13 protein-coding genes are annotated in these 14216 nt (G+C 64.9%); 8 read left to right on the forward strand and 5 right to left on the reverse strand.

All coding sequences use genetic code 11. The annotated features are described in order from the left end of the window. Positions 1-1047, reverse strand: a complete 1047-nt coding sequence (gene leuB, locus AC3WJD_RS13730; protein ID WP_492747241.1) for a 3-isopropylmalate dehydrogenase — start codon at positions 1045-1047, stop codon at positions 1-3. Positions 1048-1095: 48 nt separating this feature from the next. Continuing rightward, positions 1096-1827 (reverse strand): DNA repair protein RecO, encoded by a 732-nt coding sequence (gene recO, locus AC3WJD_RS13735; RefSeq protein WP_492747242.1) that lies wholly within the window; start codon positions 1825-1827, stop codon positions 1096-1098. Between the two features lie 82 nt (positions 1828-1909). On the opposite strand from recO, the gene AC3WJD_RS13740 reads away from it, so the two are divergent. The 3 genes from AC3WJD_RS13740 to AC3WJD_RS13750 are packed head-to-tail and all read left to right on the forward strand — an operon-like array spanning position 1910 to position 4963. Then, the gene (locus AC3WJD_RS13740; RefSeq protein WP_492747243.1) at positions 1910-2896 is read left to right on the forward strand and encodes a polysaccharide deacetylase family protein; all 987 of its coding nucleotides are present in this window, start codon (positions 1910-1912) and stop codon (positions 2894-2896) included. Next, on the forward strand, positions 2893-4107 hold the full coding sequence (locus tag AC3WJD_RS13745) for a GNAT family N-acetyltransferase (RefSeq protein WP_492747244.1): 1215 nt from the start codon (positions 2893-2895) through the stop codon (positions 4105-4107). The genes AC3WJD_RS13740 and AC3WJD_RS13745 overlap by 4 nt, the downstream gene beginning before the upstream one ends. A gap of 4 nt (positions 4108-4111) precedes the next feature. Further along, positions 4112-4963 (forward strand): cupin-like domain-containing protein, encoded by an 852-nt coding sequence (locus AC3WJD_RS13750; protein ID WP_492747245.1) that lies wholly within the window; start codon positions 4112-4114, stop codon positions 4961-4963. 21 nt (positions 4964-4984) lie between these two features. Here AC3WJD_RS13750 and uvrC read toward each other — a convergent pair whose 3' ends face one another. Both uvrC and AC3WJD_RS13760 read right to left on the reverse strand, forming a co-directional pair. Further along, a complete protein-coding gene (gene uvrC / locus AC3WJD_RS13755) occupies positions 4985-6904 on the reverse strand; it encodes an excinuclease ABC subunit UvrC (protein WP_492747246.1) in 1920 nt (639 codons plus the stop codon). Between the two features lie 84 nt (positions 6905-6988). Next, positions 6989-7273: a hypothetical protein gene (locus tag AC3WJD_RS13760; RefSeq protein ID WP_492747248.1), complete on the reverse strand. Its 285-nt coding sequence runs from the start codon at positions 7271-7273 to the stop codon at positions 6989-6991. A 183-nt stretch (positions 7274-7456) separates the two neighbouring features. On the opposite strand from AC3WJD_RS13760, the gene AC3WJD_RS13765 reads away from it, so the two are divergent. The 5 genes from AC3WJD_RS13765 to AC3WJD_RS13785 all read left to right on the forward strand — a co-directional run bounded on the left by AC3WJD_RS13765 (position 7457) and on the right by AC3WJD_RS13785 (position 13457). After that, on the forward strand, positions 7457-8176 hold the full coding sequence (locus tag AC3WJD_RS13765) for an SDR family oxidoreductase (protein ID WP_492747249.1): 720 nt from the start codon (positions 7457-7459) through the stop codon (positions 8174-8176). A 166-nt stretch (positions 8177-8342) separates the two neighbouring features. After that, positions 8343-10715 (forward strand): arylsulfatase, encoded by a 2373-nt coding sequence (locus AC3WJD_RS13770; protein WP_492747250.1) that lies wholly within the window; start codon positions 8343-8345, stop codon positions 10713-10715. 92 nt (positions 10716-10807) lie between these two features. Further along, positions 10808-11686, forward strand: coding sequence for a hypothetical protein (locus AC3WJD_RS13775; protein ID WP_492747251.1), 879 nt, complete (start codon positions 10808-10810; stop codon positions 11684-11686). An 84-nt stretch (positions 11687-11770) separates the two neighbouring features. Further along, positions 11771-12625, forward strand: a complete 855-nt coding sequence (locus AC3WJD_RS13780) for a bestrophin-like domain (protein WP_492747252.1) — start codon at positions 11771-11773, stop codon at positions 12623-12625. A gap of 79 nt (positions 12626-12704) precedes the next feature. Then, positions 12705-13457, forward strand: a complete 753-nt coding sequence (locus AC3WJD_RS13785; RefSeq protein ID WP_492747253.1) for a class I SAM-dependent methyltransferase — start codon at positions 12705-12707, stop codon at positions 13455-13457. Between the two features lie 56 nt (positions 13458-13513). Here AC3WJD_RS13785 and AC3WJD_RS13790 read toward each other — a convergent pair whose 3' ends face one another. Then, on the reverse strand, positions 13514-13960 hold the full coding sequence (locus AC3WJD_RS13790; protein WP_492747254.1) for a cupin domain-containing protein: 447 nt from the start codon (positions 13958-13960) through the stop codon (positions 13514-13516). Between the last annotated feature and the right edge of the window lie 256 nt (positions 13961-14216).

The following is a 14216-nucleotide window of genomic DNA, read 5'->3' on the forward strand; positions in this document are numbered from 1 at the left end:
TCAGTTCAGCGCGGCGATGACGGCGTCGGCCATCTCGCCGGTGGACATTCGGCCGCCCAGATCGGGGCTGCGCGCGCCGCTCGCGAGTGCCTTTGCCACCGCCGCCTCGATGCGATCGGCATCCTGCGCGCGGTCCAGCGAATAGCGCAGCATCATCGCCGCGGACAGGACCGTTGCGAGCGGATTGGCCTTGCCCTGCCCGGCTATATCGGGCGCACTGCCATGGATCGGCTCGTACAGCCCCTTGCCCGAGCCGCTAAGCGTCGCCGAGGGCAGCATGCCGATCGAGCCCGTGCTCATCGAGGCCTGATCGGAAAGGATATCGCCGAACAGGTTGCCCGTCAGGATCACGTCGAACTGGCCGGGATTGCTCACGAGCTGCATTGCGGCGTTGTCGACATACATATGGCTGAGTGCGACATCGGGATAATCGGCCGAAACCTCGATCACCACATCGCGCCAGAGCTGCGAGGTTTCAAGGACATTGGCCTTGTCGATCGAGCAGAGCTTGCCGCGCCGCGCGCGCGCGGTCTCGAAGCCGACGCGCGCAATGCGTGTCACTTCTGCCTCGTTGTACGACATGATGTCATAGCCCTCGCGCAGTCCGTCGCTGGTCTTGCGATGGCCCTTCTCCCCGAAATAGACGTCGCCATTCACTTCGCGGACGATCACGAGGTCGATCTGGCTGGCGATTTCCGGGCGAAGCGCCGAGGCGCCGGCAAGCGCGGGATAGAATTTTGCGGGACGCAGATTGGCGAAGAGCGCAAGCTCCTTGCGGAGCCCGAGGATCGCCTGTTCGGGGCGCAGATGACGCTCCAGCGTGTCGAAGGCCGCATCGCCCACCGCGCCGAAGAGGATCGCGTCGGCGCGCTTGGCGAGATCGAGGGTTTCGGGCGGAAGCGGGTGGCCCGCCGCCTTGTACGCCGCGCCGCCGACGGGCGCTTCCTCGAATGTGAGCCCCGAAATGTCCGCCGCCTCGAGCACCCGCATGGTCGCCGCGATAATTTCAGGACCGATTCCGTCTCCGGGCAGCAAGGCAACGAGCATTGGGTCTCCCTTTCTTGAAACGAAATGCCCTTGCCCGGTGGTGACGAGTCACGCAACCGCCCTTTTCAGCCTTTCGACCAGCCGCTCGCGCGCCGCCGCCACATCGGCGCGGCGATCGATCAACACGTCGCGCGACAGAAAATGGCCGGTGAGCTTCAGTCCGTCGAAGATATCGGCCCAGTCCGCTTCGCCCCCTTTGCTCAGGAAACGCGGGAAACGGAGCAGCTTATCGGCATAGTCCTGCCCCGCGACCGCGCTCACCGCGCGCCCGCTCTTGGGGCTGACCCAGATCAGTTCCTCGCTGCTGTCCGTGACCGCGCAGCGTTCGAGATCGAGCCCGAAACCCATCTCGGCGAGCAGCAGCAGTTCGTAGCGCACTAGCGCCACCGCCCAGCCGCGCGCCGCGGGCGCCGCCTCGATCGCGCCGAGCACGCCATCGAGCGCTGCATGAAGGTGGGGGTAAGGCTGCGCCTCGGGCAGCGTCGCGGCGGTCAGCGCGGTCGTCCAGTCGAGCGCAGCGGCTGCCAGCGCCTCGCCCATCAGCGGCGCGCGGCTGTGGACAAGCTCGACCGTCAGCCCGGCGAGCTGCTCCTCGGTGCGCGCACGGAACTCCGCCATGACGACATTGGCCGGGATCAGGACCGGCCGCAGCCGCCGCGAATGCCCGCCGCGCACATAGCCCGCAAGCAGACCATGTTCCGCGGTCATCGCGCGCGCGATCGCGCCATGCTCGCCATGCGCGCGTACCGAACAGATGATCGCTTCCGCCTGAATGTGCATCGCCGCCAAGGGCACCGGGCGTCAGCTTTTGTCAACCATAGCGCGCTACACCCGATTTCCCGTGCTAGTTAAGAGGCTTGAAATGGAATTCGCCGGACGGCTCGACCGTCCCCCGCCAGCGACGGCTCGTGCGCACTTCGCGCCCGATTTCGGCCGGCGCTTCATCATCTTCGGTGATGCGGAGGAAGAGTTCGACTGGACGCGCCCACTCAGGCGCGACGCGACCTCGACCACCGCGATCGCCAGCCTCCCCGAGGCCAATCGCCGCTTCACCGATCACGGCGCGGTGCCGACCTATCTTGTTGACTATCCCGTGGTGAACAACCCTGCGAGCGCGGCGACGATGCGTATGATGCTCGACAGCGGCGCCTGCGACATCGGCACGCAACTTCATCCCTGGGTCAACCCACCCTTCGATGAAGAGGTCTCGGGATATAACAGCTTTACGGGCAACCTGCCGCGCGAGCTCCAGCGCGCCAAGCTCCTTGCGCTGACCGGCAAGGTGGCAGAAGCCACAGGGCAACGTCCGACCATCTATCGCGCCGGGCGCTACGGGATCGGCGCGGATACCGCCGAACTGCTCGCCGAGGCCGGTTACAGCATGGACGTCTCGGTGCGTGCTCTGTTCGATTATCGCGCCGAAGACGGCCCCGACTTCTCGGCGCACCCGATCTGGCCCTGGTGGTTGCGGTCCCGCCTGCTCGAAGTGCCGTTGACCGCCGCGTGGACGGGCACGTTGCGCGGCCTGCCGCAACTCGATCGCGTCGCAGCACTGCGTGGGCCAATGTCGCGCCTTGGACTGTTGAGCCGCATTGCGCTGACCCCCGAGGGCATGCCCGCCCAAGACGCGATGGAGGCGATTCGGATTCTGATCGACAGCGACCACCAGCTGTTCAGCCTGTCCTTCCACACGCCGAGCGTTGTGCCGGGGCATACGCCCTATGTCCGCGACCAGGCGGACCTGAAGGTTTTCTGGCACTGGTGGGATGCGGTGTTCGCGCTGTTCGAGCGGCACGGCGTCACGCCGGTGCGGCCGTACGAGATACTGGCCGCGGTGGACCGCCCGTGACACGGCGACTGGATCCGGCGCAGGCGGTCGTGCGACGCGAGGCGCAATGCTTCGACGTGTCGGCATGCACCGCGACGACGGTTCCTCTCAGCAATATCCCCGAAAGCTGGGATGCTGAATGGGACGCGCTTGCGCACTCTGCCAGCGAACCCAATGCCTTTGGCGAGCGGTGGTTCGTTCGCGCCGGCGCGTGCCACCTCGCCGCCACCGGCACCGCCCGCATGATCGGGGTCTGGGGCCAGAACGAAGGTGCGCGTCGGCTGATCGGGCTCCTCCCCGTCGAGATCGGCCAACGTTATGCGCGGATGCCGATCAGACATGTGCGCAACTGGCTGCATTTCCACAGCTTCCTTGGCACGCCACTGATCCGCGCGGGGCATGAACAGGCGTTCTGGAGCGCGATACTCGCCGCGCTCGACGGTGCCGACTGGGCGCCGGGATTCATGCATATCAACGGACTCGTCCCCGACGGCCCGGTCCATCGCGGGCTGCGCGCCGCCGCCAGCCTTGCCGGACGGCGCTGCGACATCGTCCACAGGGCCGAACGCGCGCTGCTCGAAAGCCCGCTCGATCCGCGCGCCTATTACGAGGCAACGGTTCGCAAGAAGAAGCGCAAGGAAATCAACCGGCTTTCGGCGCGATTGGCCGAACTGGGCACGGTCTCGACCGCGACGCTGCGCGATGCGGTCGAGATTGCACCTTGGTGCGACGCCTTCCTCGCGCTCGAGGCATCGGGCTGGAAGGGCCGCGCGGGATCGGCGCTGGGCTGCACGCCCGAGACCGAACATTTCTTCCGCGAGGTGGTCGCGGGCGCCTTTTCAGCGGGCAAACTCGATTTCCTGCGCCTCGATCTCGACGGCCGTCCGATCGCTAAGCTCGTCAATTTCATGACGCCGCCGGGCTCCTTCTCGTTCAAGATCGCCTTTGACGAAGAGTTCGCGCGCTTCTCGCCAGGCGTGCTGCTCCAGATCGAGAATCTGCGCGTCCTCGAGCACGAGACCGTGCGCTGGATGGACAGCTGCGCGGTCGAGAACCACCCGATGATCAACAGCCTGTGGGCGGAACGCCGCGCGATCGTACGCGTCACCGTCCCGCTCGCCGGGTGGAAGCGCCGCGCCCTGTTCCATGTCTGCCGCACCGCCGAACGTGGTTCGGCCTGGCTGCGCAGCCCCCGCAGCGTCCCAACCGCCGCTCAGACAGATGACGAGTAGAGACATGACCGCCACAACCGCCTTCGATGCCACCGCGCTTTCCGCCTTCGGCAGCGCCTATCCCAATGCGCCCGCAAAATTGACGCACGGACTGGTCGATCACCCGTTGCTCCGGATCGATGCGCTGGTTGACCTCGCGCGCCGGATGCCCCCGGAGGATGTCGAGTATAACCGGGCCGATCTGCCCATCGGGATCGATCCCGCCGCCGTGCCCGCCAATGGCCTCGGTATTGAGGAAACGATCCGCTCAATCGAGGAGAACGGGTCGTGGATGGTGCTCAAGTTTGTCGAGCGCGATCACGCCTACAAGGCGCTGCTCGCAGAAACGCTCGCCGAACTCGAGCCCGTGGTCGCGGCGACGACCGGACCGATGCTCAAGCAGGAAGGCTTCATCTTCGTCTCCTCGCCCGGCGCGGTGACGCCCTTCCACTTCGATCCCGAGCACAACATCCTGCTCCAGATCCGCGGCGAGAAGGTGATGACGGTCTTCCCGGCACATGACGAGCAAGTCGCGCCGGGTTCGCTGCACGAAACCTTCCATCTGGGCGGGCATCGCAACCTGCCTTGGGACGACAGCTTCGCTGTCAAGGGCCAAGCCCTCCGCCTCACCCCGGGCAAGGCGATTTACGTCCCCGTCAAGGCGCCGCACTGGGTGCAGAACGGTCCGGGACTGTCGATCTCCTTCTCGATCACCTGGCGCTCACTGTGGAGCTATCAGGAGGCCGATGCGCACGGCATGAACCGGCTGCTGCGCCGGATGGGGATCAACCCAGCCCGTCCCCGTCCATTTCCGGACCTCAACCATGGCAAGTCACTGACCTATCGCGCGGTCCGCAGGATCACCGGGAAGTCCTGAGGCAGACGATGCGGCGGCGCGTCAGCCGCCGTGGAAATAGTCGTAGATGCTCTGCGCCATCGCCCTCGAGACGCCGGGCGCCTTTTGCAGATCCTCGAGCGCGGCGTTCTTCACCGCGCGCGCGGTGCCGAAGTGCATCAGCAGGGCCTTCTTGCGCGCGGGGCCGATGCCCGGCACCTCGTCGAGCGAGCTGACGCCGATCGCCTTCGCCCGCTTCTGGCGATGCGCGCCAATCGCGAAACGGTGCGCCTCATCGCGCAACCGCTGGAGGTGAAAGAGCAGCGGCGAGTTGAGCGACATCGTGATCTCGCGCCCGTCGGGAAAGTGGAAGATCTCGCGCCCGGCATTGCGATCGGGGCCCTTGGACACGCCGATGAATGCGACGTCCTCGATCCCCATTTCCTCGAGCGTCTCGCGGACCGCGCTCACCTGCCCCCTGCCGCCGTCGATCAGCACGAGGTCGGGCCACTCCTTGCCGTCGCGGTCGGGGTCCTCACGCTGCACCCGGCCGAAGCGCCGTTCCATCACCTCGCGCATCATCGCGAAATCGTCACCAGGCACGGTTTCGGTGCGCTTAATGTTGAACTTGCGATAGGCACCCTTGCGGAAACCTTCGGGTCCCGCGACCACCATCGCCCCCACGGCATTGGTGCCCTGAATATGGCTGTTATCGTAGATCTCGATGCGGTCGGGCGGCCCGTCGAGCTCGAACAGGTCGGCCATCTCGCGGAAGATCTTCGCCTGCGTCGTGCTCTCGGCCATGTGGCGGTCGAGCGCTTCCTCGGCATTACGCTTCGCCTGCTTGACCAGCCGAACGCGATCGCCGCGCTGCGGCACTGACAGCGTCACCTTGCTCCCTGCGCGTTCGGTCAGCGCCTCGGCGAGCAGATCCGCCTCTGCAGGGGCGCGATCAACAAGGATCGTCCTGGGTGGCGGCACCTCCTCGTAGAACTGCATCAGGAAGCTCGCCAGCACCTCATCCTCGGGCACCTCGGCGGTGTGCGCGGGGAAGAAGCTGCGATGGCCCCAGTTCTGGCCGGCGCGGATGAAAAATGCCTGGATGCACATCACGCCGGACTTTGAGGCGAGCGCGAAGATATCGGCATCGCCCACGCCTTCGGCATTCACCGCCTGGCTGCCCTGGATGAAGGTCAACGCCTTGAGCCGGTCGCGATAGACCGCGGCCATCTCGAAATCGAGATTCTCGCTGGCCTGCTCCATCGCCTTGCCGAGCTTGGCCTGGACGCGTGTCGATTTGCCCGTGAGGAAGTCCTTCGCGTCGGCGACGAGCTCGCCATAATCGGCCGCGCTGATGCGGTCGACACAAGGCGCCGAGCAGCGCTTGATCTGGTAGAGCAGGCACGGCCGGTCGCGATTGTTGAAGAAGCTGTCGGTGCAGCTCCTGAGCAGGAACAGTTTCTGCAGCGCGTTAAGCGTCCGCCCCACTTCCCCCGCGCTGGCGAAGGGCCCAAAATAGTCGCCCTTGAACTTACGCGCGCCGCGATGCTTCTGGATCCGCGGAAATTCGTGGTCGAGGCGCAGCAGGATGAAGGGGAAGCTCTTGTCGTCGCGCAGCAGCACATTGTAGGCGGGCCGATAGCGCTTGATGAGCTGCGCCTCGAGCAGCAGCGCCTCCGCCTCGTTGTTGGTCGTGACGATCGTCATCGACCGCGTGAGCGCGACCATCCGCTGCAGCCGCTTGGGGAGCCGGTTGACCTGGGTATAGTTGGTAACGCGATTCCTCAGCGACCGCGCCTTGCCGACATAGAGCACATCGCCGCGGGCATCCTGCATCCGGTAAACACCCGGGCGCGTCGGCAGCGTCTTCAGGACGTTGCGGATCGCCGCCACGCCCGAGTCAAGATCGGGCCTGTCGGCGCCCTTTACGGCGAAAGTGGCTTTTTCCTCGTTGAAACGGTCAGGCGCGGAAGGCGTGGACATGGCCGCGATTTAGGCATGAACGCGCCCTTGCGCCAGCCGTGTCGGTATCGATGCTGTCAGGCTGCCGCCGCCCGGCGCATCATTTCACGGGCTGGCCGGCAGGTCGTCATCATCGCCCTCGACCTCGATCAGGGCATAGGCGACACCCCCGATCAGGCCGACCGCACCGATGATCCAGCCCCAATTTCCATTGCTCGCATTGCTCGCCGCCGCCAGGCGTGCGCCGCTGCGCGGCTGCGCGCCAGCAAGCGAGAGGCGCTGCGCGGCGCCCTGCGTCGCAGGCTCCGGCGCGGATTGCGCCTGGGCGAGAACGGGTGTGGCGATAAGCAGCGGGGCGATGGTCAGCCCCGACAGGATCAGCTTGCGCATGAGCAACCTCCGTGAATGGACGCCGGTCCGCCGACGCAATTCGACCAACATTCGAAGCCGGGAGGGGTTCCGGTCTGCGTGCCGCTCCATCCTGCCCCTTTCCAAATCGCACGGCCGAGAAAGCGGTTTCGATGGACATTCTCGTCGATCCGCGCAGTATTGCTGCAAAAACAGGAGGGGCGGATGGATATCGGGGGCAAGACGGCGCTGGTGACGGGAGGCACCGACGGGATCGGTCTGTGGACCGCGCGATTGCTCAAGGCCAAGGACGCCACCGTCATCATTTGCGGACGCAACGAGGAAAGGCTCGCGGCAGCACGCGGCGAAGGGCTAGAGGCGATCAAGGCCGACCTGTCCTCGGCCGAGGGCTGCAGGGCGCTGGTGACGGCGCTGGGCGATCGCCCGATCGACATCCTCGTCAACAATGCCGGCGCATCCGAAGTATCCGACATCGCCACGGGCGTCGATCTCGACTCGGTCGATCGCACCTTCTTCCTCAACATGCATGCGCCGGTGCACCTGATCCTGATGCTTCTCGACGGGCTGCGCGCACGACCCGAGGCGACCATCGTCAACGTGACATCGGGGCTGGCGATCGCCCCGCGTGGCGACGGTCCCTTTTATTGCGCGACCAAGGCGGGCCTGAGGAGCTTCACCCAGGCGCTGCGCTATCAGATGCGCAACAGCAGGGTGACCGTGATCGAGGCGCTGCCCCCGCTGGTCGACACCGCGATGACCGCGGGGCGCGGCGGCAACAAGATGAGCGCGCAGGAATGCGGACAGGCGATCGTCACCGCGATCGCGCGCGGGCAGGAAGAAGTCTGCATCGGCCAGACCAAGGTGCTGAAGCTCATCCACTCGATGTCACCCGCACTCGCGCGCAGGATCATGCTGCGGTTCTGACCCCCCGCGTCCGGCTCGCGGACGTCAGGCTTTTATCGCCCGCTCCTCCGGATTTCACCCGATGGCGCGCCCTGGCCGCTTACGTAAGGATGCTCGCCGCCCCTGACGCAGCGCACATCGTCGCTGTTCAGTGCACGCGTCTTTCGTTTCCGCCGAGGAGAGCATCATGGTCGATACGTCCGAGCCGCGCACCGTACTTCCGATTCCGGACAAGTCCCGCACGGGCCTCGTCACTTACGATGCCAAGGATCCGGACACGAAATACCCTCCGATCAGGCAGCTACGCCCGCCCAAGGGCGCGCCGAACGTGCTGGTCATCCTGATCGATGATGTCGGTTACGGGGCTTCCAGCGCCTTTGGCGGCCCGTGCCAGACGCCCACGGGGGAACGGCTCGCAAAGAGCGGGCTGAGATATCGCCGCTTCCATACGACGGCTTTGTGCTCGCCGACGCGCCAGGCGCTGCTCACCGGCCGCAACCATCATTCGGTCGGCATGGGGGGAATTACCGAGATTGCGACGGGCGCACCCGGATATTGCTCGGTGCTGCGCAACACCGCGGCGCCGCTCGCCAAGACGCTCAAGCTCAACGGCTACTCCACCGCGCAGTTCGGCAAGTGCCACGAGGTGCCCGTCTGGCAGACGAGCCCCGTCGGGCCGTTCGACCAGTGGCCGACGGGCGGCGGGGGATTCGAGCATTTCTACGGCTTCATCGGTGGCGAGGCGCACCAATGGTATCCCTCGCTCTACGAGGGCACGACCCCGATCGAGGTGGAGAAGACCCCCGAGGAGGGCTATCACTTCATGGAGGACATGACCGACAGGGCGATCGACTGGATCGGCCAGCAAAAGGCGCTCGCCGCCGACAAGCCCTTCTTCATCTACTTCGCGCCCGGGGCGACGCACGCCCCGCATCATGTGCCCAAGGAATGGGCGGACAAATATGCGGGCAAGTTCGACGCGGGCTGGGATAAGCTCCGCGAGGAAACCTTTGAACGGCAGAAGAAGCTGGGCGTGATCCCGTCGGATGCCGAACTGACCAGGCGCCACAAGGAAATCCCGGCCTGGGACGAGATGCCCGAGGATCTGAAGCCCGTGCTCCGCCGGCAGATGGAGGTCTATGCGGGCTTCTTCGAATATACCGACCATCATATCGGGCGGCTGATCGACACGCTGGAAAAGCTCAATATCCTCGACGACACGCTGATCTACTACATTCTTGGCGACAATGGCGCATCGGCGGAAGGGACGCTCAACGGCACCTATAACGAGATGATCAACTTCAATGGCATGGCCGCGCTGGAGACTCCCGAATTCCTCATGGAACGGCTCGACAAGCTTGGTGGACCCGAATCCTACAACCATTATGCCGTCGGCTGGGCACACGCGATGAACACGCCCTACCAATGGACCAAACAGGTCGCCTCGCATTTCGGAGGGACTCGCAACGGCACGGTCGTCCACTGGCCCGGCGGGATCAAGGAGAAGGGCGGAATCCGCGACCAGTTTCACCATGTGATCGACATCGCACCGACGATCCTGGAGGCGGCGGGATTGCCCGAGCCGATGTCGGTTGATGGCGTGCAACAGTCCCCGATCGAGGGCGTCAGCATGCTCTACTCGTTCAACGACGCGAAGGCGCCCGATCAGCACGAAACGCAGTATTTCGAGATGTTCGGCAATCGCGGCATCTATCACAAGGGCTGGACCGCGGTGACGCGCCACAAGACGCCATGGATTCTCGTCGGTGAAACCGTCCCGGCGTTCGACGATGACGTCTGGGAGCTCTACGACACCAGCAAGGACTGGAGCCAGGCCAACGACCTGTCGAAGAAGATGCCCGAGAAACTGCATGAACTTCAGCGCCTCTGGCTGCTCGAAGCGATGCGCTACAATGTCCTGCCGCTCGACGACGATGTTGCCCGGCGGCTCAATTCTGACCTCGCGGGTCGCCCCGTCCTGATCAAGGGTGAGCGGCAGATCCTGTTTGGCAGCATGGGCAGGCTGTCCGAGAATTCGGTCCTGAACGTCAAGAACAAGTCACACGCGGTGACCGCGGAGCTCGAAATCCCCCCCTCTGGCGCCGAGGGCGTGATCGTCGTGCAGGGCGGCAATATCGGCGGCTGGGCGCTTTACGCGAAGGGCGGCAAGCTCAAATACTGCTACAATCTGCTGGGCGTGAAGTATTTCTACGCCGAGGCCGACAGCACGCTTCCCGAGGGCAAGCATCAGATCCGCATGGAGTTCGCCTATGACGGGGGCGGGCTCGCCAAGGGTGGCGACGTCACCCTCTATGTCGACGGCAAAAAGGTCGGCGCGGGCCGTGTCGACGCCACCGCGCCGATGGTGTTCTCGGCTGATGACGGGCTCGATGTCGGCAGGGACACCGGCGCTCCGGTGGCCGAGGACTATGGCCCCCATGGCAATGCCTTCACCGGCAAGGTGCTGGGCGTCGAAATCGCGCTCAACAAGGCTGCCGAGGAAGCGGACCATCTGGTCGAGCCCGAGGAGGCGCTCCGCGTCGCGATGGCGCGGCAATAGCGCGCGGCAGGAGGGCGCACGCCACGGAGCGGCGCCCTCCTGGCACGGCAAAGGCCACCCATGTCGCAAGGATATGGCCACGGAGAACGCCCATGAATGCGCGAACCACACGCCGCCTTATTTGCAGCCTCTCCGGTCTGGCCGCGATTCTCTCGTTCGCGGGTGGCGCCTCCGCCGCGGCCGCCGCAGATACTGTAGGCGCAGCCGAAACGAACGCGCCAGGGGCGGCGGGGGCGTCAACCCAGCCGCCGGCCGAAGCAGCGGCGCCTGCCAGTGCAAAACCTTCCGGCACGTCATGGGAGTTTTCCGTTACGCCCTATTTCTGGACGAGCGGGCTGGACGGAGATGTCGGCGTGTTTCCGGCACTCCAGCCCGTCGACGTCGACATGTCGTTCGGCGACATATGGGACAATCTCAAATTTGCCGGAATGGTCATGCTTCAGGCAAGGAAGGACCGGTTCGTCGCCCTGGCCGATATCGAGTACATCCACCTCGGCACCGCCAAGGATATCGGCATTCGTGATCCCGAGTTCGTCGCGGCCGACCTCGACGTCGAAACCTTCAGTGGGACCATCGCCGGCGGCTATCGAGCGGTCGATCGGGGAGCGATGTCCTTTGACATCCTGGGCGGGGCACGCATCACCGCAAGCGACACGCGCCTCGAGCTGGCGGGCCCGAACCGCACGATCGTGGGCGACAGTTCGAAGACCTGGGTGGACCCGGTCGTGGGAGCGCGGTTCAACGCCCCGCTCGGCGAGAAATGGGCGCTCGCCCTCTATGGCGACATCGGCGGCTTCGGTGTCAGCTCGGACCTGACCTGGCAGCTGCTCGGCACGATCCAGTATCAGCTGGGACAAAGCTGGTGGCTGTCCGCGGGGTGGCGGCAATATGCGATCGATTACGAGAATGACGGCTTCATCTACGACGTCTCCATGGGCGGGCCGATTGTCGGGGTCAGTTACCGTTTCTGATGCCCGACAGAATAGCCGGATCAACGCCGGCGCGGCCTCGGGCCGGTGCCATGCGACTGCATCACAAGTGAAAAAGGGGCAGCTATGCTAAGTCAACTGGGCCTGCTGGATCCGATACTGAATCTGCTTCCGTTGTGGCTGGTCGCCATCCTCATCATCGTGGCATGCCTGCTGGCGCGCGAATTGGGGTCGTACATCTATCGACGGATGGCCGCGCGGAGGCCCAAGGACGCCGCGGAGGAGCATTCGGACGCTGAATCGCATATCATCGGAGCGATCTTCGGTCTGCTCGCCTTCGTTGTCGGCCTTACCTTCTCGATCGCGCTCGACCGCTATGACGCGCGCCGCGGATGGGTGGCGGAGGAGGCCAATGCGATCAGCACCACCTGGCTGCGCGCCAGCCTGTTCGACGAGCCGTACAAGTCGCGGCTCCAGTCGACGCTTCGCGAATATGCACGCGGCCGTATCGCACCCGGGGGTCTGTGGGATGAACGCATGGATGCGCAGCTGCAGCGCAGTCTCGCGCTCCGGAAACGGCTTTGGGACGAGACGCACGCCGCCGTGTATCCGGTACGCGAGACCGAGCTGGCTTCCTATTTCGTCGACGCCATGAACGAGACGCTCAATGTCGGTACGCGCCGCCAGCTTGCCGGGCGCGCGCATGTTCCCACGCGCATTCTCGATGTGCTGCTCGTGTATCTGCTCGTGTCCTCGGCGGTCCTCGGCTATCTTCTGAAGGGCCGGAAAGGCGGCAGGCGGCAGGCTTCTGCCGTGCTGCTCATATTGTTCACGATCGTGATCACCGTGATCCTCGATCTCGACCGGCCGCAAGCCGGTACGATCAGGGTGCCGCAGACCGCACTGGAGGATCTGGTCGCGACGCTTGATGCAGATGCTGCGCGGAAAGCCTCCGAAGTGCCGCCCCCCGAGCGGCGGTAGTGGCCGATGAGCCCGCAGATGAATTTGGGAAAGTCCGCATTGCCGGCTATCTTGGCGCGCAGTTCAGGGAGGATTCGCCATGAAGCTCATGATCGTTCCCGTCATCGCCGCCCTCGCGCTTGCCAACCCCGTCACCGCGAGCGCGCAGGGCGTGCCGCCGACGATCCAGGCGGCGCTGGCAGACAAGGACCGCCCGGCGGCCGACAAGGCGCGCGATGCGGCGCGCCATCCGGGCGAGATACTCGCCTTCGCGGACATCAAGCCGGGCGACAAGGTTGCCGATTTCCTGATGGGCGGCGGCTATTGGACGCGCATCCTCGCCAAGGCAGTTGGCGAAAAGGGCCATGTCTATGGCTATCAGGCGAAGCAGTTCATCGACTTTCGTCCCGCCTATGCCGAGGAGCAGAAGGCCGCGGTGGCGGGCTATGCCAATGTCACGCCGAGCAACGATTCACTCGCGAGCTTCAGCTTCCCCGAGCCGCTCGACGCGGTGGTGACCGTCCAGAACTGGCACGACCTTCACCTGTCCTATGCCCCTCCCGGCTTCGCCGAGAGCGTCGCCAGGCGACTCCATGCCGCGCTAAAGCCGGGCGGTGTGCTGCTCGTGATCGATCACGTCGCCACGACCGACCCGGAGTTCAAGGTGCCCGACAAACTCCACCGCATCGACCCCGCCGCGGTACGCGCCGAAATCGAGAAGGCCGGCTTCAAGTTCGACGGCGAACTCGATCTGCTGCGCAACCCGGCTGACCCGCACACCGCAAACGTCTTCGATCCCGCGATCAAGGGCAAGACCGACCAGTTCGTCTATCGCTTCCGCAAGCCGGGGTGAGGGCGAAAGCGGACGGAAACCAGAGCAAAGGTCATCGCGCTCCGCTTCATCCCGGTTTACTTGCCGTCGGGAATGGTAAGCACCGTGTCGGCATCGTCGACAACGAAAACCGCAAGGACCTTGGCGGACTGAGTGTCGCTGGCGTTTGCGCTCACCCCATGATGGTCGCCGGGCAGTTCCGTCCAGTTCTCGCCGGTGCGATATGTCTTGACCGGGCCGTTATTGAGCTGGCAGCGGACCTCGCCCTCCAGGACGGTTGCGTAGATGATCGCCGACTTGGCGTGCCTGTGGGATGGCGAATAGCCGCCGGGCCCATATTCCACGAGCACGCCCTTCATGCTTTTCCCCGGCACGCCGGGCAAAGCGTGCTGGTAGACCTGCGTCACCTTGGCGTTTTTGGCGCCAGGGAGTTGCGTGGCCGGCTCTTGCGTGGCGTCATGCGCCTTGGCGTGCGCCGGGACCAGCAGCGCGACGAGCGTAGCTGCGCCTAATACTGTCTTCATTGATTTCTCCTTCCGTTCAATCGGGAGCGTTCACTTCGCACGCTTGCGTTGTGTCCAATCGGAGAGCGTGATTTGATCAGACAAAGTGCCCGTCAGGGGCGTCGCATGGTATCGTCGATCCTGGACGATGGTCTAGCCTGATGCCTGCGCCGGCACGCCGATGATCTCCATCTCAGATGATGTGGATGGCTCCCGCTCCCGGCATCTAGGTGCCAAAGTGTGGAAGCTATCAAAGCGACCACGAGCCATGGGAGCC

The organism is Sphingobium sp. FW306-1B-F04DB (assembly GCF_058781925.1).

Coding starts and splice junctions, on each gene's coding strand:
- leuB (WP_492747241.1), bottom strand. CDS start 1,047: ATGCTCGTTGCCTTGCTGCCCGGAGACGGAATCGGTCCTGAAATTATC.
- AC3WJD_RS13780 (WP_492747252.1), top strand. CDS start 11,771: ATGCTAAGTCAACTGGGCCTGCTGGATCCGATACTGAATCTGCTTCCG.
- uvrC (WP_492747246.1), bottom strand. CDS start 6,904: ATGTCCACGCCTTCCGCGCCTGACCGTTTCAACGAGGAAAAAGCCACT.
- AC3WJD_RS13760 (WP_492747248.1), bottom strand. CDS start 7,273: ATGCGCAAGCTGATCCTGTCGGGGCTGACCATCGCCCCGCTGCTTATC.
- AC3WJD_RS13775 (WP_492747251.1), top strand. CDS start 10,808: ATGAATGCGCGAACCACACGCCGCCTTATTTGCAGCCTCTCCGGTCTG.
- AC3WJD_RS13750 (WP_492747245.1), top strand. CDS start 4,112: ATGACCGCCACAACCGCCTTCGATGCCACCGCGCTTTCCGCCTTCGGC.
- recO (WP_492747242.1), bottom strand. CDS start 1,827: ATGCACATTCAGGCGGAAGCGATCATCTGTTCGGTACGCGCGCATGGC.
- AC3WJD_RS13790 (WP_492747254.1), bottom strand. CDS start 13,960: ATGAAGACAGTATTAGGCGCAGCTACGCTCGTCGCGCTGCTGGTCCCG.
- AC3WJD_RS13770 (WP_492747250.1), top strand. CDS start 8,343: ATGGTCGATACGTCCGAGCCGCGCACCGTACTTCCGATTCCGGACAAG.
- AC3WJD_RS13785 (WP_492747253.1), top strand. CDS start 12,705: ATGAAGCTCATGATCGTTCCCGTCATCGCCGCCCTCGCGCTTGCCAAC.
- AC3WJD_RS13740 (WP_492747243.1), top strand. CDS start 1,910: ATGGAATTCGCCGGACGGCTCGACCGTCCCCCGCCAGCGACGGCTCGT.
- AC3WJD_RS13765 (WP_492747249.1), top strand. CDS start 7,457: ATGGATATCGGGGGCAAGACGGCGCTGGTGACGGGAGGCACCGACGGG.